Below are 20,580 nucleotides of genomic sequence, written 5' to 3'. Positions count from 1 at the left end.
ACATCTATCATTTAGCTATCGATCGTTAAGTTAATCGTAACGACATCATTCATCTGCTACAGGTCACTATCATGAAAAACGTAAAAACCCTTATCGCTGCTGCTGTTCTGAGTTCACTTTCATTTGCCAGTTTCGCGGCTGTCGAAGTTCAGTCTACGCCTGCCGGTCAACAAAAAGTGGGCACTATCTCTGCGAATGCAGGGACTAATCTGGGCTCTCTGGAAGACCAACTGGCCCAGAAAGCGGATGAGATGGGGGCGAAATCTTTCCGTATTACTTCAGTTACCGGTCCTAACACTCTTCACGGGACGGCGGTTATTTACAAATAAGCATGACTCCCTCATTAATGCCTGTTTAATTGCCACAAAAAACCCCGCGATTGTTTGCGGGGTTTTTTACGTGCTGAGCCTCTACATCGCCTGTGGTGTGGCGTCCTGATGGCGGGTGACGTCCACTGGCATACCGGAACGCACTTCCATAACATGCTCCATGATCGCGGCATCGGTCTGCGCTGAGGCTTTAAACGCCTGCATTGCGCTGTTCAATTCAATGGGCAATACCTGCGGGTCATCGTTCAGATTCTTCGACAACGGCTGATGCACTTCCACCAGACGGACACCGCCCGGTTCTACTGAGGCTTTGATTGGCGTATTGATGATATTCACTTTTGTCCCAGGCGTGACCTGGCGGAACAATGTCTCAATATCACCGTCACGTAAGCGAATGCACCCTGAGCTGACGCGCATGCCGATACCAAAATCGGCATTGGTGCCATGCAGCAGATAGACACCGCCGTAGGCGGCTAAGCGAATCGCATGATGCCCCATAGGATTATCCGGTCCGGCAGGGACCACGGCGGGGAGGTCAATGCCTTGCGCTTTGTAGCGGGCGCGAATATTCGCTGTTGGAGTCCAGGTCGGATTGGCGCGTTTGTCAGAGATGGTCGTCACCATCGTTGGCGTCAATGTATCGCCGCCTAACTGACCGATGCCGATCGGGTAGACGGTGACCGTGTTTTTCCCCGGCGGGTAATAGTACAGACGTAACTCCGCCAGGTTGATCACAATACCTTCGCGCGGCGCGTCTGGCAGAAGAGTTTGCAAAGGGATGGTCAGCACGCTGCCTGCGCGCGGAACATAAGGATCAACCCCCGGGTTTGCCTGTAACAGCGCCAGAAAACCAACATTGTATTTTTTCGCGATCGATTCCAGCGATCCGCCATTGTTTTCAACGACGTGAAATTTGTTTTCACCCACCAGCCTGCTCCCCGTCGGAGGAAGTGGCCAGGTGTTTGCTTTGACGGGCAGCGCCATCGCCACGGTCGCGGCGAGGGCAAAAAATGTCAGCCAGCGAGAAAAGCGTATGTGTATTCTCATCACTATAAATCCATGTAAATCACAGGGTTATTGTTGCGATAACGTAAACGTGGATTATGACGGCTGGCTATGTCGGGAAGTGCAGGGAAATGCAAAGAGTTTGTAAAACTCAATGCCGGGTGAGCGCTGACGTCACCCGGCAGAGTCATTACGCGACGGCGTTTTCTTCCAGTTGCTGCATGAACTGACGTACCCACTCAATACGCGTTTTACGTTCACTCAGTTCCTGAATGAACTTCAGCCGGGTGGGGCCGTCCAGACGGAAGTGCTGTGGCTGTTTCTGCAACAGACCGATAAGCCAGACCGGATTGACGTGGTTTTTCTCCGCGAATTCGATGATGCCGCCTTTTTCGTTGCCCTCCAGCTTTTTAATGCCGAGTTTTTGCGCCTGCTGACGCAGACGGGCAATCTCCAGCAGCGTGCGGGCGGGATCAGGCAACAGGCCAAAGCGGTCGATCAGCTCTACCTTTATCTCTTCGAGTTCGTTTTCGCTTTTTGCACTGGCGATACGTTTGTAGAACGAGAGGCGGGTGTTCACATCAGGGATAAAATCATCCGGCAACAGCGACGGCATGCGCAGTTCAACTTCCGTCTGTTGGCTGGTGAGGTCTTCCAGTGAGGGTTCACGCCCGGCTTTCAGCGCATCAACGGCGTTTTCCAGCAACTCCATATAGAGCGAGAAACCGATGGTTTCCATCGAGCCGCTCTGATCTTCGCCGAGTAATTCCCCCGCGCCACGAATTTCGAGATCGTGCGTTGCCAGCGCGAAGCCTGCCCCCAGATCCTCAAGCGACGCGATAGCCTCAAGGCGTTTTTGCGCATCAGGGGTCATTGCTTTTGGATGCGGCGTCAGCAGCCAGGCATACGCCTGATGATGCGAGCGACCCACACGGCCACGCAACTGGTGCAACTGCGCCAGGCCGAAGTGATCGGCGCGTTCGATAATGATGGTGTTGGCGGTGGGAATGTCGATCCCGGTTTCGATAATGGTGGTGCACACCAGTACGTTAAAGCGTTGATGGTGGAAGTCATTCATCACGCGTTCCAGCTCGCGTTCGCGCATCTGCCCGTGACCAATCGCTATACGCGCTTCGGGCACCAGTTCTGCCAGGCGGTCTGCCGTTTTCTGTATATTCTCCACATCGTTGAACAGGTAATACACCTGGCCTCCACGCAACACCTCACGCAGGATCGCCTCACGAACCACCAGGCTGTCGTATTCACGGACAAACGTTTTGACCGCCAGACGGCGGGCGGGTGGGGTAGCGATAATGGAGAGATCCCGCATGCCGCTCATCGCCATATTCAGCGTACGCGGGATCGGCGTCGCCGTCAGTGTCAGAATGTCCACATCGGCGCGCATGGCTTTAATGCGCTCTTTGTGACGGACACCAAAACGGTGCTCCTCATCGACAATCAACAGGCCTAAGTCTTTCAGTTTTACATCGTTTTGGAGCAGTTTGTGGGTGCCGATCAATATATCGATTTTACCTTCGGCGACCTGCTCAAGGATTTGCGTCTGCTCTTTGGCGCTACGAAAACGAGAGAGCATCTCAATACGCACTGGCCAGTTGGCAAAGCGATCGCGGAAGTTGTCGAAATGTTGTTGGGCAAGCAGAGTGGTTGGGACCAGTACCGCCACCTGTTTGTGGTTTTCCACGGCCAGAAACGCAGCGCGCATCGCCACTTCGGTTTTACCAAATCCAACATCGCCGCAGACTAAACGATCCATCGCCAGCGGCTGGCACATATCACTGAGAACCGCATTGATGGCCTGCGCCTGGTCAGGCGTGGTTTCAAACGGGAAGCTGTCGCAGAATAACTGGTATTGCTCGCGATCGTGCTTAAAGGCGAAGCCCTCTTTAGCGGCGCGTTGGGCATAAATATCCAGCAATTCAGCCGCCACATCGCGCACTTTTTCCGCCGCTTTCTGCCTGGCGCGCGACCACGCGTCACCGCCCAGTTTATGCAGCGGCGCATTCTCTTCCGCACCGCCCGCGTAACGGCTGATCAGATGTAGAGACGATACCGGGACATATAATTTGGCGTCATTGGCGTAGGTAAGCATCAAATATTCGCCTTTGATGCCGCCGGCTTCCAGCGTGGTCATACCGGCATAGCGACCCACGCCATGCTCAAGGTGAACCACCGGCTGACCAGGATGCAACTCCGCCAGGTTGCGGATGAGCGTATCCGGGTTGATGGTGCGGCGGGTATCCTGACGACGCCGCGCCACGCGCTCACCGAGCAGATCGCTTTCACAAATCAACGCCAGATTACGCTGCGTGTCGATAAATCCGTGTTCCGCCGCGCCAATCATCAGATAGCGGCCAGCATCGCTCGCTTCATCCAGACGTAAAATTCGCTTCGGCGCAATTTTGATGCGGGCAAGCAGTTCACCGAGGGCTTCCCGGCGACCTTCGCTTTCTACGGAGAAAATCACCGGACCGGTAAAGGCTTCCAGGAACTTACGCAGGGCATCCAGCGGGGCTTTTTGCTGCGCCTGTACCGCCAGATCGGGGAGTTTCTGGAACCCCAGATTGGTATTGGCGGCTTTATCCGGCAGATGCTCGGTTTTGAGTTGTACGCGGGGCCAGCGTTTAAGCTCGGAAAAAAGTTCATCAACGCGCAGCCAGAGTGATTCCGGCGGTAACAGAGGGCGCATGGGGTCAACGCCGCGATTTTCAAAACGTGACAGGGTATCAGCCTGGAAGCGCTCGGCGCTGTTTTCCAGATTCCCGGTGTTCACCAGTAGCGTATTGGCCGGAAAATAACTAAACAACGACGGCAGTGGTTCGCTGAAAAACAGCGGCTGCCAGTATTCGATTCCTGCCGGTAACGTGCCTTTACTGACCTGCTGATAAATATGTTCAGGGTCGCGTTTTACCTCAAAGGTGTCTCGCCACTGGCTACGAAACAACTCAATGGCCGCTTTGTCCGTCGGGAATTCGTGCGCTGGCAGCAGGTTAATCGCCGCAACTTCTTCCAGCGTGCGTTGAGTATCCGCGTCGAACAGCCGCAGGCTGTCTATTTCATCATCAAAAAAATCGAGACGATAAGGCTGCTCGCTGCCCATCGGGAACAGATCCAGCAACGCGCCGCGGGTGGCGTATTCGCCGTGTTCCATGACCTGATCGACATGACGATATCCAGCGCTATCCAGCTGCGAGCGTAAGGCATCGCGCGACAATCGCTGGCCTTTTTTCATCACCAGCGCGTGACCATGCAGATAAGTGTGCGGACAGACGCGCTGCATCAGGGTATTGACGGGCACTATCAGTACGCCGCGTTGCATCGACGGGAGTTGATACAGTGTTGAGAGGCGTGAGGAGATGATCTCCTGGTGCGGCGAAAAACTGTCGTAGGGGAGCGTTTCCCAGTCTGCCAGATTCATCACCATCTGATCGGTAAACTGGCCAATTTCATCATGCAGTCGCAGGGCATTTTGCATATCCGGCGCAATGAGCACAATGGGTCCCGCGTGACGCTCGGCAATCTCCGCGACCTGTGTGGCGCAAGCCGCACCGGTAAGCTCACCCAACTGGCGCTGATCGCCGACCTTCGTCGGCAGAGTGTAACGTTGTTGTTCAGGCATTCGGTTGTCAGGATCTCTTTTGGGTATACGCCACACTATGGGGGCATATGACTGATAAGCAATGCTCTTTATTATCCTTGATCATCACTCATTAGCAAATGATTCGCCCCCGAACAGGGGTGAAAAACTTACGCAGACGAGCGTGCGGCGCTCAGGCGGGAAGGGGGAGAAAAGAAGAGATCGGCAAAGAGCTTCTGCGACACGTTACGCACGGCAAGTCCCGCCAGGGTGCAAAGCAGCAGACTGAGGAAGGGGTAGACCAGCAACAGCATAAGCTCAATCTGAGGCGACCATGCCGCATGATTCAGTTTAGGCGTCAGGGTTAAGCTGAAGGACTCAACCAGAATACGGTGGGTGGTGTAGATAGCAATGGTGTCGGAGCCGATGACGTTGAGCAGACCGGACGAACGCATACCGTAACGTTGCTCGAACTGATAAAACGCTTTCATGATCAGTACAATTGAAACAAACGAAAGGAGCAGTGCAATGTTTGCCAGCCACGCGGCAACCGCTGCGACGACGAGGGTAAGTATGACAACAGGGTGGCGCCGTAGCGGCGTCTGTTTCATTTCCGCCATCAGCGATGCGCCAAACCAGGCGCCGAGGCTGTACCAGGGAAGGTTACGAATGACGCTGTTCATCCCCCACCAGGATGTCGGTAGAAAATTGATCGTGACACTCAGTACAACAAAGACCGCGAACAACGGCGTTGCCCAGCGGGCGAAAAGTTTACACAGGACAAAATAGACCATCAGCGCATACAGATACCACAGGCTGGTACTGGCGGTAAGCATCCCGTGCAGAAATGCGTTTACGCTTGTGGCGTAGGCTGCATTTGCACTGCTGCTCAAATCCCGTTCAGGTGCCAGCCAGTGATTCAGTGAGGTTAACGCCAGCCATTGCACAACGCCCCACAGTGCGAGGACCCACAGAATGCTCCAGATGCGTTTTTCTAGGCAGGCCTTCCAGGGGACCACGTCAACATAGCGGCGGATTAGATAACCAGAGATAAAGAAAAAGACGGGCATACGAAACGGCGCCAGGTAGAGATTGAAATAGATCCAGCATTTAGAGATCACCTGCGAAAAGGGGTGCTGGAAGGTGGTGAGATGGGGGTAAAAGGTGATCACCGAGTGATAGATTACTACCAGACAAATACATAACCCCTTGATTTGGTTAATCCATAATTCTTTTTGTTTCATAAAGACGGCCTGCCCGTATTGTTCGACATAGCCTGCGATCCTGCGGGTCATGCGCGTTGCTGTAATGCGTAACAATCTGCTTTTTATATTTTTAAGATAAAGATCAGGTCAGGAGGAGGGTGCCGAGCGGGTCACTTTAGTAAGTTGATTTGTGAATACTTTTCGGAATAACACTGACGAACACTTGCGGTTCAGTCATTTACCCATTCCGCTTTCGCTTATATACTCGTGACTTTGCTAACCGCAACCAGACGGATTTCATGTATCAACCTGTCGCTCTATTCATCGGCCTGCGCTACATGCGTGGGCGTGCAGCAGATCGCTTCGGTCGCTTTGTCTCCTGGCTTTCCACCATTGGCATTACCCTTGGGGTGATGGCGCTGGTGACGGTATTGTCGGTCATGAACGGTTTTGAACGTGAACTGCAAAACAACATTCTTGGCCTGATGCCTCAGGCCATTCTCTCGTCTGAGCAAGGTTCCCTTAATCCTCAGCAATTACCGGAAAAAGCCGTTGTCTTAAATGGCGTGAATCGTATTGCGCCTCTGACGACGGGAGATGTCGTCCTGCAAAGTGCGCGCAGTGTGGCGGTGGGGGTCATGTTGGGTATCGATCCGGCGCAAAAAGATCCGTTAACGCCGTATTTGGTCAATGTGAAACAAACCTCCCTCGAAGCGGGCAAGTATAATGTCATCCTTGGCGAGCAGCTCGCCGGGCAATTGGGGGTGAACCGCGGCGATCAAATTCGCGTGATGGTACCTTCCGCCAGCCAGTTTACCCCGATGGGGCGACTGCCAAGCCAGCGCTTATTTACGGTGATTGGCACATTTGCCGCGAACAGCGAGGTCGATGGCTACCAGATGCTGGTCAATATTCAGGATGCCTCGCGTCTGATGCGCTATCCGGCAGGGAATATTACCGGCTGGCGTTTGTGGCTGAACGAACCGTTGAAAGTCGACACCCTCAGCCAGCAAACGTTGCCGGCAGGGACAAAATGGCAGGACTGGCGTGAGCGCAAAGGCGAACTGTTCCAGGCAGTAAGAATGGAAAAGAACATGATGGGGCTGTTGTTGAGCCTGATCGTGGCAGTTGCCGCATTCAATATTATTACCTCGCTGGGCTTGATGGTGATGGAGAAGCAAGGAGAAGTGGCTATTTTGCAAACGCAGGGACTGACGCCGCGCCAAATCATGATGGTCTTTATGGTTCAGGGGGCGAGTGCCGGTATTATCGGCGCGCTGCTGGGGGCGGCATTGGGCGCATTACTTGCCAGTCAGTTGAATAACCTGATGCCGGTAATCGGCGCGATACTGGACGGCGCTGCGCTGCCTGTGGCCATCGAGCCGTTGCAGGTTATTGTCATCGCGCTGGTGGCAATGGCTATCGCACTGCTTTCTACGCTTTATCCTTCCTGGCGCGCTGCCGCCACTCAACCCGCTGAGGCTTTACGTTATGAATAAGATCCTGTTGCAATGCGACAACCTGTGCAAACGCTATCAGGAAGGCACCGTGCAAACCGACGTGCTGCATGATGTCAGTTTTAGCGTAGGCGAAGGCGAAATGATGGCCATTGTTGGCAGTTCTGGGTCGGGTAAAAGTACCTTGCTGCATCTGCTGGGCGGACTGGATACACCCACCTCGGGCGATGTGATTTTTAGCGGCCAACCCATGAGCCAACTTTCCTCGACCGCAAAAGCGGAATTACGCAACCAGAAGCTCGGCTTTATTTATCAGTTTCACCATCTGCTGCCGGATTTCAGCGCGCTGGAAAACGTTGCCATGCCGTTGCTGATCGGCAAAAAGAAACCGGCGGAAATTAGCGAACGCGCGCGTGAAATGCTGAAAGCGGTGGGACTGGATCATCGCGCCAGTCACCGTCCTTCAGAGCTTTCTGGCGGCGAACGCCAGCGTGTGGCGATTGCGCGTGCGCTGGTCAACAACCCGCGACTGGTACTGGCGGATGAACCCACAGGGAACCTGGATGCGCGTAATGCCGACAGTATTTTCCAGCTTTTGGGCGAGTTGAATCGTTCTCAGGGCACCGCCTTTTTGGTTGTCACCCACGATCTGCAACTGGCGAAACGGATGAATCGCCAGCTCGAGATGCGCGATGGTCGCCTGACAGCGGAATTGAGCCTGATGGGAGCAGAGTAATGGCTGCGCCTTTATCGTTATTGATTGGGCTGCGGTTTAGCCGTGGTCGTCGGCGCGGCGGTATGGTCTCGCTGATCTCTGTGATTTCTACGATCGGTATTGCGCTGGGTGTGGCGGTCTTGATCGTCGGTTTAAGCGCAATGAACGGTTTTGAACGTGAACTGAATAATCGTATTCTGGCGGTGGTTCCGCACGGCGAAATAGAAGCGGTGAATCAGCCGTGGACCAACTGGCGCGAAGCGCTGGATAACGTACAGAAGGTGCCGGGCATTGTGGCGGCAGCACCGTACATCAACTTTACCGGACTGGTGGAGAGTGGCGCTAATCTACGCGCTATTCAGGTGAAAGGGGTTGACCCTAAACAGGAACAGCAACTGAGCGCGCTTCCCTCGTTTGTGCAAAACCATGCCTGGGATAACTTTAAAGCCGGTGAACAGCAAATTATTATCGGCAAAGGCGTGGCAGACGCCCTGAAAGTCAAACAGGGCGACTGGGTCTCGATCATGATCCCCAATTCAAATTCGGATCATAAACTGATGCAACCCAAACGCGTGCGTTTGCATGTCGCGGGGATTTTGCAATTGAGTGGCCAGCTTGATCACAGTTTTGCCATGATCCCGATGGCTGATGCTCAGCAGTATCTGGAGATGGGGTCCAGTGTTTCTGGTATTGCGATCAAAGTTAACGATGTCTTTAACGCCAACAGACTGGTGCGTGACGCGGGCGAAGTTACCAATAGCTATGTTTACATCAAGAGCTGGATTGGGACATACGGCTATATGTATCGCGATATTCAGATGATCCGCGCCATTATGTATCTGGCGATGGTGCTGGTGATCGGCGTGGCCTGTTTTAATATCGTCTCGACTTTAGTGATGGCGGTAAAAGACAAGAGTGGTGATATTGCCGTATTAAGAACGCTGGGCGCCAAAGACGGTTTGATTCGCGCCATTTTCGTCTGGTATGGATTGTTGGCGGGGCTGTTTGGTAGCCTGTGTGGGGTGGTGATCGGCGTTGTCGTTTCGTTGCAACTGACCCCCATCATTGAAGGTATTGAGACAATAATCGGTCATCAGTTCTTGTCCGGGGATATCTATTTTATCGACTTCCTGCCATCCGAATTACACTGGCTGGATGTTATTTACGTGCTGGTCACGGCATTGTTGCTGAGCTTGTTAGCCAGTTGGTATCCGGCGCGACGCGCCAGTAATATCGATCCAGCGAGAGTTCTCAGCGGCCAATAACTACGGCACACAGAAACAAGGAGCGGCGATGTATTACGGGTTTGACATTGGCGGGACCAAAATTGCGTTAGGCGTGTTTGATAACCAACGGCATTTACAGTGGGAAAAGCGCGTGCCAACTCCCCGCGACAGCTATGACGCTTTTCTGGATGCTGTGTGTGATTTGGTTGCTGAGGCCGATGCGCGATTTGGCGAGAAAGGCAGTGTTGGTATCGGTATTCCCGGAATGCCTGAGACGGCGGACGGTACGCTGTACGCCGCCAATGTGCCTGCCGCCAGCGGCAAGCCTTTGCGTGCCGATCTCAGCGCTCGCCTGGATCGCGATATTCGTCTGGACAACGATGCCAACTGTTTTGCCCTTTCCGAAGCCTGGGACGATGAGTTTACGCAGTATCCGCTGGTGATGGGGCTGATCCTCGGCACGGGTGTCGGTGGCGGTCTTATCATCAATGGAAAATCAATCGCCGGACACAGCTACATTACCGGTGAATTTGGTCATATACGTTTGCCCGTCGATGCACTCACGCTGATGGGTTTTGACTTCCCGTTGCGCCGCTGCGGCTGTGGTCAACTGGGCTGCATCGAAAACTATCTTTCCGGTCGTGGATTTGCGTGGCTATATCAGCATTACTATCATCAACCTTTGCAGGCTCCTGAAATCATTGCGCTGTGGGAGCAGGGTGATGTTCAGGCGCGCGCCCACGTTGAACGCTATCTGGATTTGTTAGCGGTATGCCTGGGCAATATCCTGACTATCGTCGATCCCGATCTGGTCGTGATCGGCGGCGGTTTATCGAATTTCACAGCGATAACAACGCAGTTGGCGGACCGATTGCCAGATCATCTCTTGCCTGTCGCCAGGGTGCCGCGTATTGAACGCGCACGACATGGTGATGCGGGAGGAATGCGCGGCGCCGCCTTCTTACATCTTACCGACTAATCAAAAGAGGTTGTTATGCAGTCGCGTCGGGGTCATCGATTAAGTCGTTTTCGTAAAAACAAACGCCATTTACGCGAACGTCTGCGTCAACGGATCTTTTTCAGAGACAGAGTGGTGCCGGAAGTGATGGAAAAACCAAGAGTTTTAGTACTTACAGGGGCAGGGATTTCAGCCGAATCCGGCATTCGTACGTTTCGTGCAGCAGATGGTCTTTGGGAAGAGCATCGCGTTGAAGATGTGGCGACCCCGGAAGGATTTGCGCGTAACCCTACACTGGTCCAGTCATTTTATAACGCGCGTCGACAGCAACTGCAGCGACCGGAAATTCAACCTAATGCGGCGCATATTGCGCTGGCAAAACTGGAAGAAGCCCTCGGCGATAACTTCTTGCTGGTGACACAGAATATCGACAATCTCCATGAACGTGCAGGCAGCGACAATATTATCCATATGCATGGTGAGTTGTTGAAGGTGCGTTGTTCCCAGAGTGGGCAGATCCTTGAGTGGACAGGTGATGTCACCCCTGATGATAAGTGTCACTGCTGCCAGTTTCCGGCACCGTTGCGCCCGCATGTGGTGTGGTTTGGCGAAATGCCTTTGGGGATGGATGACATCTACATGGCACTGGCGATGGCGGATATTTTTATCGCGATTGGCACCTCGGGCCACGTTTATCCGGCTGCGGGTTTTGTCCATGAAGCGCGACTGCACGGCGCACATACGATCGAGCTAAACCTTGAACCGAGCCAGGTAGGCAGTGAATTTGAAGAGAAGTATTACGGCCCTGCGAGTCAGGTGGTGCCGGAATTTGTCGAGAAGTTGTTGAAAGGTTTGTAAAATGAAAGGCCCGGTTCGTATTGCGATACCGGGCCTTCCTGCTGAATTAGCGTCCTGCTTTCAGCTTCTGGTAATACTCTTCATAAATGGCGCTGGCCGCGCCGACGTCATTCTGCCATTCCCCTTTTTTGATGGTTTCCGCATCAGGGTACAGCGATTTGTCGTTAGCAACGTCCGGGCTTAACAGCTTACGGGCTGCCAGGTTAGGTGTTGGGTAGCCGATGGTTTCCGCCACTTGTTTCGCGACATCCGGGCGCAGCAGGAAGTTAATCAGTTTCAGCGCGCCTTCTTTGTTTTTAGCATTTGCCGGAATCGACAGGCTGTCCATCCAGAAAATCCCGCCTTCTTTTGGCCAAATGACTTCCAGCGGTGTACCGGCCTGACGCGCAACCCAGGCAGAGCCATTCCACACCATTCCCAGATTCACTTCACCTTCCATATAGGGGTTTGCCGGGTTGTCAGAGTTAAACGCCGCTACGTTTGGCATCAGCTTTTTCAGTTCGTTGTAGGCCGCTTCAATCTCTTTCGGATCGGTTGTGTTGCCAGAATAGCCCAGCTTACGCAGCGCGACCTGGAACACTTCACGCGCATCATCCGTCAGCAACAGACTGCCTTTGTACTCCGGCTTCCACAGATCGGCCCAGCGGGTAACGGTTTTCGGGTCAATTGTCTCGCTGTTGACGCCAATCGCCGTGGCACCCCAAATGTAAGGGATAGAGTAGTCGTTGTTCGGGTCAAACGGTTTGTTGAGCATCTCAGGGTCGAGATTGTTGAAATTGGTCAATGCCGACTTGTCAATCTTCTGGATCATGCCCACTTTGCGCATTTTGTCGACGTAGTAGGTAGAAGGAACCACCAGGTCGTAGGCACCGTCTTTGTATGTTTTGAGCTTGGCGTACATGGTTTCATTCGATTCGTAGGTCGAATAGATAACCTTAATACCGGTCTCTTTGGTGAACTGTTCAAGCAGTCCTGGTGGAACATACTCGGTCCAGTTGTAGAAATAGAGTGTGTTGTTATCAGCGGCGTGAGCAGCGCTCATGCCCAGTGCCAGAGCACCCGCAGCAAGCAGGTGGCGTGACCATTTTTTCATTTAACGTCCCCTGAATTACAGGCCTTAACGGCCCTTCGTTTTATCACGAGCAATAAGCTGGCTGGCAATGACCATCACCAGCGACAGAACTAACAATATCGTTGCCAGCGCATTCACCTCGGGTGATACGCCCACTTTCACCATCGAATAGATCTTCAACGGCAAAATTTCATACCCTGGTCCGGTCACAAATGACGACACCACGACGTCATCCATCGACAAGGTAAAACTCAGTAACCAACCGGCCGCCACGGCGGGCATGGCCAGAGGTAAAATGATCTTGCGCAGAATAGTGACTTCGCTGGCGCCCAAATCTTTTGCAGCTTCCAGCATTCGGACATCAAAGCCTTTCAGACGTGAATAAACGGTCACGACAACAAACGGCAGGCAGAACGTGATGTGAGAGAAGAGCAGCGACCAGAACCCCAGTTGAATGCCAAGCAGCATAAATAGCACCAGTAGGGAAATGGCCATCACGATGTCCGGTGACATCATGACGACAAACAACATACCGCTGACGAAGGGTTTACCGCGAAAGCGATAACGATACAGCGCGACGGCAGTAAGTGAACCAATGAGCGTTGCAAAGGTTGCCGAGACGACGGCCATCGTAAGTGAATGCTGGGCAGCCTGAAGCAGACTGTCGTTGTTGAGCAATAAGTTATACCAGTTAGTGGTGAACCCTTGCCAGTTGATGCCAAAGCGCGAACTGTTAAAGGAGTTAACAATCAAGATGATGATTGGAATATACAGGTAAGCATAAATGGTGGTCATAAAACCACCGCGAAGCAGTCTGCCGATCATTCGAGATCCACCTCCTTGCATTGCAGAGGGGACAGTTTCAGAGTATTGAAATGATTCAATTTTTCCTTTATCTCCAAAATATCTCCAAAACTCTTTGATTAAATAGCGCGCAAAAAAACGCGGCCATCATGTGAGGCCGCGCATTTTACAACAATTTTCCCGGCTATCGGGAAAAAATGGCTGATTTAATGACGGGTGTTATACGTTTTGCCCCCCATACCGCCTGACGGAGGATGACTGTACGATGACCCCCATCACCTTTTCGTTGCTCTGATTCGTATCAAATTTGGCGGTAAAACCGGATTTGCGCCAGTGGGTGCATAACGAATAAAAAAAACCGACGCCCCACGGTGTCGGTTTTTTCATCATCCACTCAAAGGAAGGTGGCGGCTTACTCGCTGAGCTCGCTTGCTTTTCTGTTCAGCAGACGGGACGCTCGCCAGTAAACCAGCAACATCAGTCCCATTACAATGGTCAGCGTAATACTGGTGGCGGCGCCAAACGGCCAGTCGCGAATGTTCAGGAACTGCACCTTGATAACGTTACCGATCAGCAGATTTTTTGCGCCGCCCATCAGGTCTGAAACGTAGAACAGTCCCATCGCTGGCAGCATCACCAGCAGGCAGCCCGCGATAATCCCCGGCATGGTCAACGGAATGATGATGCGGATAAAGGTTTGCAACTTGCTGGCACCTAAATCACGCGCCGCTTCTAACAGCGGCTTATCCAGTTTTTCAATGCTGGAGTAGAGCGGCATCACCATAAAGGGCAACAGGATATAAACCAGACCTATAATGACGGCGCTGGGGGTAAACATGATGCGAATCGGTGTGTCGATAACGCCCAGCCAGAGCAGGAATTCGTTAAGATAGCCTTTGGTGCTCAGGAAAATTTTCAGTCCGTAGATGCGGATCAGTGAGTTAGTCCAGAACGGGACGATCAGTAAGAACAGCAATAGCGGACGGATTTTCTCCGGTAATTTTGCCAGAAACCAGGCGAATGGATAACCGAGCACCAGACAGGCGAGAGTGGCAATCAACGCCATATTGAGCGAGTGCAGCATCACCTCAAAATAGAGCGGATCGAGCAGACGCGCGTAGTTTTCCAGCGTGAAGACCATTTTGACGAAATTGGCGTCATCGCGGGTCAAAAAACTGGTACCAATGATCATCAGGTTGGGCAAAAAGACAAACAACACAAGCCAACCGACGATGGTGACAATCACCACATTCTGGAACTTACTCGTGTTCTTCATCAGCCAGTACGACCTCCCAGCTTTCGACCCAATTAATGGCCATTTTTTGATCGAGCGAGTGATCAAAATCGGGGTCGTCTTCATTGAAGAATTCGCTCACCATCACCATTTTGCCGTTTTCCAGCTCGACGACCGATTCCAGCGTCATCCCTTTGTAGTTGCGCTCGCGAACGTAACCAATCAATCCCTCAATGTGGTTGTCGTCATTGATTTCATCAACGCGTAGATCTTCCGGGCGCAGCAAGACATGTAACTTTTGCCCTGGAACAACGGCAAAATTGACGTAAATGTTGCATTCGCGGCCTTCCACATTCGCACGAACACGCTGCTCGTCAAGACGCTCGATCACGGTGGCGTTAAACATATTGATCTCACCGATAAAACCGGCCACGAAGAGGTTTTTCGGCTCTTCGTAGATCTCGCGCGGGGTGCCGTCCTGTTCAATAACGCCGTCACGCATCACCACGATACGGTCTGACATGGTCAACGCTTCTTCTTGATCGTGGGTAACGAACACGAAGGTGATGCCAAGTTTGCGTTGCAACGCTTTCAGTTCGTTCTGCATCTGCTTGCGCAACTTGTAATCCAGCGCAGAAAGCGATTCGTCCAGCAGCAGCAAACGCGGTTTGTTAACGACGGCACGGGCGATCGCCACGCGTTGTTGTTGTCCGCCGGAGAGTTGATGCGGCTTACGCTGGGCAAATTCTTCGAGTTGCACCATGCGCAGCGCGTCGGTAACGCGGGGAGTAATTTCGGCGGCGGGGGTTTTCTGCATGCGCAACCCAAAAGCCACATTTTCAAACACCGTCATGTGCGGGAATAACGCATAACTTTGGAAGACCGTATTCACATAACGGTTTTCTGCCGGAACATCGGTAATGTCCTGGTTATCCAGCATGATATGACCGGAATCCACATTTTCCAGGCCGGCAATCAGGCGTAGAACGGTTGTTTTACCGCAGCCAGAGGGGCCAAGTAGCGTGAGGAATTCACCATTATTAATGGTCAGATTCAGGTTAGAAATGACCTCTTTGCCATCAAAACTTTTGCGAATTCCCGCCAATTGCACCAGCGGTGAAAGCGAACGCGGTTGTTTATTCAATTTTTTACTCTGTCCCATGTAGACGCAACGGATGGCTGACCGATGCGGGGTTTGTGGTTAACCACCTTGGTGACTCTTAATGAGGGCGGTTATTCTACGGCAAACCACTGAAATCGCCAATCCTTGTTGCGAATTACGAGGTTAGCTTTATATTCAGGAAGGGCTGCGGATCGAAATATTCTCGTTTAGGGGATAAAAGTGACCTGACGCAATATTTGTCTTTTCTTGCTTATTGATAATGTTGTCACAAAAAGTGAGGGTGACTGCATGGATAAATTACTTGAGCGTTTTTTGCACTATGTGTCGTTGGATACCCAGTCAAAACCGGGTGTGCGACAGGTTCCCAGCACCGAGGGACAGTGGAAGCTACTACAGTTACTCAAACAACAGCTCGAAGAAATGGGGCTGGTTGACGTTACGTTAAGTGACAAAGGGACGGTGATGGCGACGCTGCCAGCGAATGTCTCTGGCGATATTCCTGCCATCGGGTTTATTTCCCATGTGGATACCTCACCGGATTTCAGTGGTAAAAACGTGAATCCGCAGATTGTGGAAAACTATCGCGGTGGCGATATCGCGTTGGGTATTGGTGATGAAGTGTTATCGCCGGTGATGTTCCCGGTTTTACATCAATTGCTGGGACAGACGCTAATCACGACGGACGGAAAAACGCTGCTCGGGGCGGATGACAAAGCAGGTGTGGCGGAAATCATGACCGCGCTGGCGGTACTGAAACACAAAGAGATCCCGCACGGCGATATTCGAGTCGCTTTCACGCCGGATGAAGAAGTTGGCAAAGGGGCTAAACACTTCGATGTTGCCGCCTTTAACGCGCAATGGGCTTACACCGTTGATGGTGGCGGCGTTGGCGAGCTGGAGTTTGAAAACTTCAATGCTGCTTCCGTCAATATCAAAATCGTGGGTAACAATGTGCATCCTGGCACCGCAAAAGGTGTCATGGTGAATGCGCTGTCGTTGGCTGCGCGAATTCATGCAGAAGTCCCGGCGGATGAAAGCCCTGAAACCACAGACGGTTACGAGGGTTTTTACCATCTTGCCAGCATGAAGGGCACCGTCGATCGGGCCGATATGCACTACATTATTCGCGATTTTGACCGCAAGCAGTTTGAAGCGCGTAAGCGTAAAATCATGGATATCGCCAGGAAGGTCGGCAAAGGCTTGCATCCGGACTGCTACATTGAGCTGGTGATCGAAGACAGCTATTACAACATGCATGAAAAGGTTGTTGAGCATCCGCACATTCTGAATATTGCTCAACAGGCAATGCGTGATTGTGACATTGAGCCGATGATGAAACCGATCCGTGGTGGTACCGACGGAGCACAACTGTCGTTCATGGGATTACCGTGTCCGAACCTTTTCACCGGCGGTTACAACTATCATGGTAAGCATGAGTTTGTGACGCTGGAAGGGATGGAAAAAGCGGTGCAGGTGATTGTGCGTATCGCAGAACTGACGGCGAAGCAAAAGTAACAGGTATCGGTAGATGCCGGATGGCGCTTTGCTTATCCGGCCTACGAACGACTTAAGTGCCGGACCGTAGGCCGGATAAGGCGTAAGTCACTATCCGACAACTATCGTAATAACTTACCCTTCGAAGAACCAGTATCCACTGTTGACCAACGCGGCCAGCATCGCAAGGAACGACGGATCGTCCAGCGCATCCTCAAAGTTTTCGGCGGTCAGCACGATATGGCTGGCAAGGGCTTCCAGTGCCGGACGATGTGGGGAATCAATCTTCTCGCCGTTTGCATACACATCGTCACCAATGCGCAGTACACGCAATCCGCCAAGACGAACCAGCACATCGCCTTGCTTCAGGGCGTCATAAATCTCATCGGGCTGATAGGGAGGCTCCGGCGGCGCGATATCGAGTTCGTGGCGAGACTGGGAAATAAACTCACCAAACCACTGTTTGAAATGTTCCGGCTGATTGATTAAGCCGAGCATCATTTCACGCAATTTATCCATTTCCTGCGGCAAAATGTCGGCAGGGTGATCGCGAGTCGGCATATCGGGGTCGCTGTAATACGTGCTGCCCAGTTCGCGCTGCAGAACATAATCGGCAAAACCGCTGATCAGCTCACGAGTATTGGGCGCGCGGAACCCGACGGAGTAGTTCATGGCATTTTCCAGCGCATAACCCTCGTGTGGGAATCCCGGTGGAATATACAGAATATCGCCAGGCTCCAGCTCTTCATCAATAATGGCGTCGAAAGGATCAACTTGTAACAGGTCGGGATGTGGGCAATGCTGCTTCATTTGCAGCTTTTCACCGACCCGCCAGCGACGACGGCCAGTTCCCTGAATAATAAAGACATCGTACTGATCCAGATGGGGACCTACGCCGCCGCCGGGAACGGAAAAAGAGATCATCAGGTCGTCGATACGCCAGTCAGGCAAGGCACGGAAAGGGCGCATCAGCGCGGCGGTCGGTTCATGCCAGTGGTTCACGGCTTGTACCAGCAGCGACCAGTTGTTCTCGCCAAGATGGTCGTAGCTTTCGAAAGGGCCATGGCTCACCTGCCATTTACCGTCCTGATGACTGACAAGGCGGCTGTCGACTTCACTTTCCATTGCCAGTCCTGCCAGTTCGTCAGGAGAGAGCGGATCAATAAAGTTGGTGAACCCGCGCTTCAACACCACTGGACGTTTTTGCCAGTGGCGTTCGAGAAACTCGGGCCAGTTGAGGTTTAATTGGTATTCCATATAAAGTATCCGCAGGCTGGTATCTGACACCGATTATAACGGATGCGTAACCCGATGCGGTGAACTATATACACAAATATTACAAACCTATTCACTCGTCTTTCTGGCCTGGATGCTGTCGACCAAAAATAACCTCCATGCGCGCACCCCCCAGCAGACTGTCGTTGGCAATAATTTGCCCGTCATACTGTTCGGTAATTTCACGCGCCACCGCCAGCCCCACACCTTGCCCTGGTCGCAGGGTATCAACGCGCTGGCCACGATCAAAGACCAGCGCTCGCTTACTGTGCGGGATCCCCGGTCCGTCATCCTCAACCAGAATATGCAGGTGATCGTCGGTCTGGCGAGCTGAGATTTCGACAAACTCAAGACAGTATTTGCAGGCATTATCGAGCACGTTGCCCATCACTTCGACAAAATCGTTCTGTTCACCCACAAAGCTGATTTCTGGCGAAATATCGAGACTGATATTGACCCCTTTACGCTGGTAGACCTTATTCAGCGCCGACGTCAGATTGTCCAGAAGCGGTGCGACAGGATGCAGTTCACGGCTGAGCAAAACGCCGCTGCCGCGCATGCTGGCGCGGTGCAGATAATAACCAATTTGCTGCGAAATACGGCTAATTTGTTCCAGCATTACGGGTTCGGCTTCGCTGACGCTCATCTTTTCGCTGCGCAGGGAACGCAGCGTACTTTGCAGCACCGCCAGTGGTGTTTTCAGGCTGTGAGTGAGGTCGGTCAGGGTCGTGCGATATTTGTCGTAACGTTCCCGCTCGCTTTTCAGCAGTCGGTTGAGGTTACGCACAAGGCTGGTCAGTTCGCGCGTTGTTTCAGGGTTAAGCATTTCGCGGTGATGATCTTCCAGTTCACGCACTTCTCTCGCCAGCGCCTCAATAGGTCGCAGACTCCACCAGGCGGCGACCCAGAGTAGGGGGATCACTAACAGCAGGTTGGCGGCCAGCACATAGATAAACCAACTCCACACCATATAAGAGCGTTTCAGCTCTATTGGGATAGTATCAACAACGACGATAGTGAGTTGCGGCATGCGCGCGGTCGCGGGGTAAATATTCACTGCCACAGAGTGGGTCATCTCAGCATCGTCATCCTCCTCCCGTACTTCTTTAAGTTGCTGCTGGACGGAATGATCGCCACTCAACAATGCGCTGGTCGCATCGACATCGGCCTCAATTTCGTGAAAACCATTGGTTTTCAGCCAGTCAGTGTGGATTCGTTTGACCAGCCAGGGCACGTCGCGCTGCGCCCATAACAGTTTGCCGTTCTCGTCATAAATCAACGACATCGTTGGGCTTTGCATATCGAGATGTTCGGGGAGTTCGACCTGAAGTTTGTTGTTTTCCCATTTTGCGAGGGTATAGAAAAGATTACTTTCCCCGCGCAACAGGCGGAACGTTGTCTTATCGAAGCTAACGCTGTAACCGACCAGCGCCACCATGCCATAAGCCAGGGAAAGGACCAGTACAACGCCCGCCGTCGCCAGTAAAAAACGGACCCGCAGCGACAGGGGAAAAAAGTGACGCAGTAATCTATTCATTAGCGCAGTTCGAAAAGATATCCCTGACCACGCACGGTGGTGATCACGTCGTCAGGGTACTGGGCCTGGATTTTTTTGCGCAGACGCCCCATCAATACATCAATAGTGTGGCTTTCGCGGAGTTCAGCATCCGGGTACAACTGCAACATCAACGAATCTTTACTGACGACTTTGCCATTATTGCGGATGAGCGTTTCCATAATGGTGTACTCAAATGCTGTCAGCTTAATCACTTCGTCATTCACCGACAGTTCGCGGCGGGAGAGATCGACCTGAAAAGGGGGCAGTGAAATGACCTGGGAGGCCAGGCCGCTGTTGCGGCGCATCAATGCCTGCATACGCGCCATCACCTCTTCGATATGAAAGGGTTTTGTCACGTAGTCGTCGGCGCCGGCACTGAGCACTTCGACTTTGTCCTGCCAGCCTTCACGCGCGGTGAGCACAAGGACGGGCACAGAAACTTCGTTACTACGCCAACGGCGAATGAGAGAAAGCCCATCTTCATCCGGGAGGCCTAAATCGACAATCGCAATATCAGGCAGATGTTCGTTAAGGTAATAATCGGCTTCCTTTGCATCTTCTGCGTCATCTACCTGGTGCCCTAAATCCTGCAATTGAACCTTCAGGTGGTGGCGTAACAACGCATTATCCTCAACAACCAGTACGCGCATTCTCTTTTCTCCCTACGTAAAT

The 20,580-nt window shown here is 52.6% G+C and carries 17 protein-coding genes; 7 read left to right on the top strand and 10 right to left on the bottom strand.

Features of this window, described 5'->3' with window-relative positions; translation table 11 throughout:
- Positions 1 to 71 precede the first annotated feature (71 nt).
- Entirely contained in the window at positions 72 to 329 is a 258-nt protein-coding gene (bhsA, locus tag CJP72_RS09445; protein WP_162380608.1) for a multiple stress resistance protein BhsA, read from the top strand.
- Positions 330 to 410: 81 nt separating this feature from the next.
- Here the strand turns inward: bhsA and ldtC are convergent, their stop codons facing one another.
- The 3 genes from ldtC to CJP72_RS09430 all read right to left on the bottom strand — a co-directional run bounded on the left by ldtC (position 411) and on the right by CJP72_RS09430 (position 6,173).
- Positions 411 to 1,376: a L,D-transpeptidase LdtC gene (gene ldtC / locus CJP72_RS09440; protein WP_162380607.1), complete on the bottom strand. Its 966-nt coding sequence runs from the start codon at positions 1,374 to 1,376 to the stop codon at positions 411 to 413.
- Between the two features lie 148 nt (positions 1,377 to 1,524).
- Positions 1,525 to 4,971 carry a transcription-repair coupling factor gene (gene mfd, locus CJP72_RS09435; protein ID WP_162380606.1) on the bottom strand — a complete coding sequence of 1,149 codons (3,447 nt, stop codon included), beginning with the start codon at positions 4,969 to 4,971 and terminating at the stop codon, positions 1,525 to 1,527.
- Between the two features lie 128 nt (positions 4,972 to 5,099).
- Positions 5,100 to 6,173: an acyltransferase family protein gene (locus tag CJP72_RS09430; RefSeq protein WP_162380615.1), complete on the bottom strand. Its 1,074-nt coding sequence runs from the start codon at positions 6,171 to 6,173 to the stop codon at positions 5,100 to 5,102.
- A 260-nt stretch (positions 6,174 to 6,433) separates the two neighbouring features.
- Between CJP72_RS09430 and lolC the strand changes: the two genes are divergently transcribed.
- From lolC to cobB, 5 genes are read left to right on the top strand one after another with little or no spacing between them, the layout of a single operon-like run.
- Complete coding sequence (lolC, locus tag CJP72_RS09425; protein ID WP_162380605.1) at positions 6,434 to 7,633, top strand: lipoprotein-releasing ABC transporter permease subunit LolC; 1,200 nt, start codon at positions 6,434 to 6,436, stop codon at positions 7,631 to 7,633.
- The gene (lolD, locus tag CJP72_RS09420) at positions 7,626 to 8,327 is read left to right on the top strand and encodes a lipoprotein-releasing ABC transporter ATP-binding protein LolD (protein WP_162380604.1); all 702 of its coding nucleotides are present in this window, start codon (positions 7,626 to 7,628) and stop codon (positions 8,325 to 8,327) included. The genes lolC and lolD overlap by 8 nt, the downstream gene beginning before the upstream one ends.
- Positions 8,327 to 9,571, top strand: coding sequence for a lipoprotein-releasing ABC transporter permease subunit LolE (gene lolE / locus CJP72_RS09415; protein ID WP_162380603.1), 1,245 nt, complete (start codon positions 8,327 to 8,329; stop codon positions 9,569 to 9,571). Before lolD ends, lolE begins: the two co-directional genes overlap by 1 nt.
- Positions 9,572 to 9,599: 28 nt before the next feature.
- Complete coding sequence (gene nagK / locus CJP72_RS09410) at positions 9,600 to 10,511, top strand: N-acetylglucosamine kinase (protein ID WP_162380602.1); 912 nt, start codon at positions 9,600 to 9,602, stop codon at positions 10,509 to 10,511.
- Positions 10,512 to 10,526: 15 nt separating this feature from the next.
- Entirely contained in the window at positions 10,527 to 11,348 is an 822-nt protein-coding gene (cobB, locus tag CJP72_RS09405) for a Sir2 family NAD+-dependent deacetylase (protein WP_162380601.1), read from the top strand.
- 46 nt (positions 11,349 to 11,394) lie between these two features.
- Here the strand turns inward: cobB and potD are convergent, their stop codons facing one another.
- The 4 genes from potD to potA all read right to left on the bottom strand — a co-directional run bounded on the left by potD (position 11,395) and on the right by potA (position 15,620).
- Positions 11,395 to 12,441: a spermidine/putrescine ABC transporter substrate-binding protein PotD gene (gene potD / locus CJP72_RS09400; RefSeq protein ID WP_162380600.1), complete on the bottom strand. Its 1,047-nt coding sequence runs from the start codon at positions 12,439 to 12,441 to the stop codon at positions 11,395 to 11,397.
- A 24-nt stretch (positions 12,442 to 12,465) separates the two neighbouring features.
- Positions 12,466 to 13,245: a spermidine/putrescine ABC transporter permease PotC gene (potC, locus tag CJP72_RS09395; protein ID WP_162380599.1), complete on the bottom strand. Its 780-nt coding sequence runs from the start codon at positions 13,243 to 13,245 to the stop codon at positions 12,466 to 12,468.
- A 391-nt stretch (positions 13,246 to 13,636) separates the two neighbouring features.
- Positions 13,637 to 14,500 (bottom strand): spermidine/putrescine ABC transporter permease PotB, encoded by an 864-nt coding sequence (gene potB / locus CJP72_RS09390; RefSeq protein ID WP_162380598.1) that lies wholly within the window; start codon positions 14,498 to 14,500, stop codon positions 13,637 to 13,639.
- On the bottom strand, positions 14,484 to 15,620 hold the full coding sequence (potA, locus tag CJP72_RS09385; protein WP_162380597.1) for a spermidine/putrescine ABC transporter ATP-binding protein PotA: 1,137 nt from the start codon (positions 15,618 to 15,620) through the stop codon (positions 14,484 to 14,486). Before potA ends, potB begins: the two co-directional genes overlap by 17 nt.
- A gap of 249 nt (positions 15,621 to 15,869) precedes the next feature.
- On the opposite strand from potA, the gene pepT reads away from it, so the two are divergent.
- The gene (gene pepT / locus CJP72_RS09380) at positions 15,870 to 17,096 is read left to right on the top strand and encodes a peptidase T (protein WP_162380596.1); all 1,227 of its coding nucleotides are present in this window, start codon (positions 15,870 to 15,872) and stop codon (positions 17,094 to 17,096) included.
- Positions 17,097 to 17,210: 114 nt separating this feature from the next.
- Here the strand turns inward: pepT and roxA are convergent, their stop codons facing one another.
- From roxA to phoP, 3 genes are all read right to left on the bottom strand, one after another.
- Positions 17,211 to 18,332, bottom strand: a complete 1,122-nt coding sequence (gene roxA, locus CJP72_RS09375) for a [50S ribosomal protein L16]-arginine 3-hydroxylase (RefSeq protein ID WP_162380595.1) — start codon at positions 18,330 to 18,332, stop codon at positions 17,211 to 17,213.
- Between the two features lie 91 nt (positions 18,333 to 18,423).
- Entirely contained in the window at positions 18,424 to 19,887 is a 1,464-nt protein-coding gene (gene phoQ, locus CJP72_RS09370; RefSeq protein ID WP_162380594.1) for a two-component system sensor histidine kinase PhoQ, read from the bottom strand.
- Entirely contained in the window at positions 19,887 to 20,558 is a 672-nt protein-coding gene (gene phoP / locus CJP72_RS09365) for a two-component system response regulator PhoP (RefSeq protein ID WP_162380593.1), read from the bottom strand. The genes phoQ and phoP overlap by 1 nt, the downstream gene beginning before the upstream one ends.
- Positions 20,559 to 20,580: the final 22 nt, after the last annotated feature.

Source organism: Citrobacter sp. NCU1 (assembly GCF_010231475.1).
Taxonomy (GTDB): Bacteria; Pseudomonadota; Gammaproteobacteria; order Enterobacterales; family Enterobacteriaceae; genus Citrobacter_D.
The sequence above is the reverse complement of the archived record's forward strand: the minus strand, read 5'-3'. Positions and strand labels throughout refer to the sequence as shown.

Bases quoted from the DNA above. Each gene is read 5' to 3' on its own strand.
- bhsA (WP_162380608.1), top strand. From the start codon at position 72: ATGAAAAACGTAAAAACCCTTATCGCTGCTGCTGTTCTGAGTTCACTT.
- ldtC (WP_162380607.1), bottom strand. From the start codon at position 1,376: ATGAGAATACACATACGCTTTTCTCGCTGGCTGACATTTTTTGCCCTC.
- mfd (WP_162380606.1), bottom strand. From the start codon at position 4,971: ATGCCTGAACAACAACGTTACACTCTGCCGACGAAGGTCGGCGATCAG.
- CJP72_RS09430 (WP_162380615.1), bottom strand. From the start codon at position 6,173: ATGAAACAAAAAGAATTATGGATTAACCAAATCAAGGGGTTATGTATT.
- lolC (WP_162380605.1), top strand. From the start codon at position 6,434: ATGTATCAACCTGTCGCTCTATTCATCGGCCTGCGCTACATGCGTGGG.
- lolD (WP_162380604.1), top strand. From the start codon at position 7,626: ATGAATAAGATCCTGTTGCAATGCGACAACCTGTGCAAACGCTATCAG.
- lolE (WP_162380603.1), top strand. From the start codon at position 8,327: ATGGCTGCGCCTTTATCGTTATTGATTGGGCTGCGGTTTAGCCGTGGT.
- nagK (WP_162380602.1), top strand. From the start codon at position 9,600: ATGTATTACGGGTTTGACATTGGCGGGACCAAAATTGCGTTAGGCGTG.
- cobB (WP_162380601.1), top strand. From the start codon at position 10,527: ATGCAGTCGCGTCGGGGTCATCGATTAAGTCGTTTTCGTAAAAACAAA.
- potD (WP_162380600.1), bottom strand. From the start codon at position 12,441: ATGAAAAAATGGTCACGCCACCTGCTTGCTGCGGGTGCTCTGGCACTG.
- potC (WP_162380599.1), bottom strand. From the start codon at position 13,245: ATGATCGGCAGACTGCTTCGCGGTGGTTTTATGACCACCATTTATGCT.
- potB (WP_162380598.1), bottom strand. From the start codon at position 14,500: ATGAAGAACACGAGTAAGTTCCAGAATGTGGTGATTGTCACCATCGTC.
- potA (WP_162380597.1), bottom strand. From the start codon at position 15,620: ATGGGACAGAGTAAAAAATTGAATAAACAACCGCGTTCGCTTTCACCG.
- pepT (WP_162380596.1), top strand. From the start codon at position 15,870: ATGGATAAATTACTTGAGCGTTTTTTGCACTATGTGTCGTTGGATACC.
- roxA (WP_162380595.1), bottom strand. From the start codon at position 18,332: ATGGAATACCAATTAAACCTCAACTGGCCCGAGTTTCTCGAACGCCAC.
- phoQ (WP_162380594.1), bottom strand. From the start codon at position 19,887: ATGAATAGATTACTGCGTCACTTTTTTCCCCTGTCGCTGCGGGTCCGT.
- phoP (WP_162380593.1), bottom strand. From the start codon at position 20,558: ATGCGCGTACTGGTTGTTGAGGATAATGCGTTGTTACGCCACCACCTG.